The 2,548-nt window shown below is 39.4% G+C and carries 2 protein-coding genes; both read right to left on the bottom strand.

Going from position 1 to position 2,548, the window contains the following annotated elements; all coding sequences use genetic code 11:
- Positions 1-271 precede the first annotated feature (271 nt).
- Positions 272-1,447: an IS91 family transposase gene (locus tag ABHC48_RS20405; protein ID WP_118085134.1), complete on the bottom strand. Its 1,176-nt coding sequence runs from the start codon at positions 1,445-1,447 to the stop codon at positions 272-274.
- Positions 1,444-2,292, bottom strand: coding sequence for a site-specific integrase (locus ABHC48_RS20410; RefSeq protein WP_347506055.1), 849 nt, complete (start codon positions 2,290-2,292; stop codon positions 1,444-1,446). Before ABHC48_RS20410 ends, ABHC48_RS20405 begins: the two co-directional genes overlap by 4 nt.
- Positions 2,293-2,548: the final 256 nt, after the last annotated feature.

Below are 2,548 nucleotides of genomic sequence, written 5' to 3' on the forward strand. Positions count from 1 at the left end.
GATAAATCGTTAAGGAAAGAATCGAAGGTGGTGCAAACGAAAAAGCAGTATGGAGACTTTTCATTAACTGCCCTTTCGTTTGCATCAATTTCGATTTTTTCTGGTTGAACAAAGTGCGTCAACTCTATATGGACTTTTAATTATGACACTCTATTTATAATAGGATAGCGTGTACACATAGAAACACATAGAATTTATAATTCAGTCCTGTATTATGACACCAGAAATAAGCCTCCCTAAAGAAGCTAAAAAAATATACAGTTATGATACGTTAACAGAGCATATGTGGTTTTGGTTTTATAAAATGTTGTTCTGTAGACAGAGGAATAATCTTACCACCACAGGAAGAACACTTGCATATATCTTTATTATAAAGAAGACGGATAATGGCAGGTGCATCCATATCTTTCAGCTTGGAAATATATTTTTTGCAACCAAGGATGTTTCTACATAGGGTAATCTTTTTCTTCTTATTTCTGGATGAAAGAAGACCATAGTGCCTGATACGTACAAAACGTTTTGGAGGAACATGCATTAAAAATCGACGGATAAATTCCTCGCTGGATATGGTGATCTCTTTCCAAAGCCCTTGGTTTTTGTAATCTTTAGCGGAAAAAGTAACTGTAGATTCTGTCATGTCTTTGATACGGTAGTTGCTGATAGCAATCCGGTGGGTGTATTTTCCAAGGTATCTGATGACAGATTCGGCACCGTCAAATGGTTTCTTGCAATAAGGAATCCATTCCTTTGTATAGCAGGTATTTAACAATTCCTTGAAAGTATAGTAGTTTTTGTAAGGTGCAGCCGATCCATGAAATTCAAGCCTGTCATTTTCCCAGAGCTGCTTAAGTTCAGCCATATATTTTCCACGAAATATTTTGGAGATCACCTTAATCGGAAGAAAAAACTCTTTCCCGTTGTCTTTCCAATGATTTTTCACATCCAGCCCTCCACCAAGAACAATCGCATGGATATGAGGATGAAAATTCATGGTGCTTCCCCATGTATGGAGGATACAAATATAGCCGATATCAGTCCCAAGATATTTACTATCAGCAGCAAGTTCACTGAGAGTATCTGAAGCCGCATGATAAAGAGCAGTGTATAAGAATTTCTGGTTGCTGTAGATAATGGGATTAAGTTCTTCTGGAACTGTAAAAACTACATGGAAATAAGGAGCATCTAAGATATCCTCACGCCGTGCATCTACCCATTTTTCTTTTGGAAACTCCTGACACATAGGACAGCATCTGTCACGGCAGGAGTTATAGTGGACTGACATGCAGCCGCAGTCCTCGCATACGCTTACATTCACACCAAAGGCACCGGTTTTGCAATTCATGATGTGATAAGCGGCCTTTCGCTGAGCGGGAGAAATACTATGTGTGGATTCAAAAGATGGATAAAAACGATGAAAAACATCCTGAATCGTACAATCCTTACTCATGATTCACCACCTTCCGGGTTGTCGAACGGGCTGCGGATTCCAAGAAGTGTCTTGTTGCTCACATGAAGGTAAACATCTGTAGAGCGAGGATCAACATGTCCCAGAAGTGACTGGATATATTTTATATCTGTGCCACTTTCGAATAGGTGGCTGGCAAAACTATGACGGCACGCATGAGAGGAAACATGACGGTTAATGCCGGCGAGTTTAGCACTTTTCTTAAAGAACTGGTTAACACTGGCTATATCAAGATATCCACCGGACCAGGAACTTGGGAAAAGGATATCTTTAGGGCGACCACATTTGTACCAATACTCTGTGAGAAGGTCTAAATTTTTTTGAGACAGAATTGTATACCTGTCAATTCTGCCTTTGGTTTCACGAACATGAATTGTCATGTTGGTACGTGAAATGTCATCATAATGAAGATGAACAACCTCTGATACACGTAATCCGGAAGAATACATAGTTGCAATAATCGCTTTATGCTTCAGATTCGGAGTGGCGTCAATGATTGCATTTATTTCATCGCGGGATAGAACAGCAGGAAGATTTCGCTCTCTTTTCATAGCCGGAACAGTGTCATCATCCCAGAGAATCTTCAACACCTTTTTATATAAGAACTTGATTGCAGACCGATAGTGATTGTGAGTTTCAGGAGACCTTCCTTCCAGACGTTTGGCAGTGAGAAAACTTTCCGCATCTTCAAGTGTAAGATCAGAAACATTTTTTCCAATCCAATGAAGGAAGTAACTGACATCAGAGCAATACAGTTGAATAGTTCTTTCACGCAGGTTACGTTTTTCCGCTTCATTGCGGATGGATTCAAAAATATCTTTATACATAATAAAACCTCCAGAATAAGTAGTGTTAATAATTACATCTACCTATTCGGAGGTGCGTTAGCATCATAATTCCGATTGCGGAAGAGACTGGAAAATGTTATTCTTATCATAGGCAGTGGAGCTTTCTTAGTTCAGTTGTTTCGTGTGGTAACTTAACAATAACGGATTATGGAAAGTAATTCCACTGCTTTTTTAATAAAAATAAAACTGCGCCACAGCCTTGGCAGGCCATCGCGCAGCGATTTTGTTCAATCGG

This window comes from Ruminococcus sp. 1001136sp1 (assembly GCF_039841815.1).
Taxonomy (GTDB): domain Bacteria; phylum Bacillota; class Clostridia; order Lachnospirales; family Lachnospiraceae; genus Blautia_A; species Blautia_A faecis.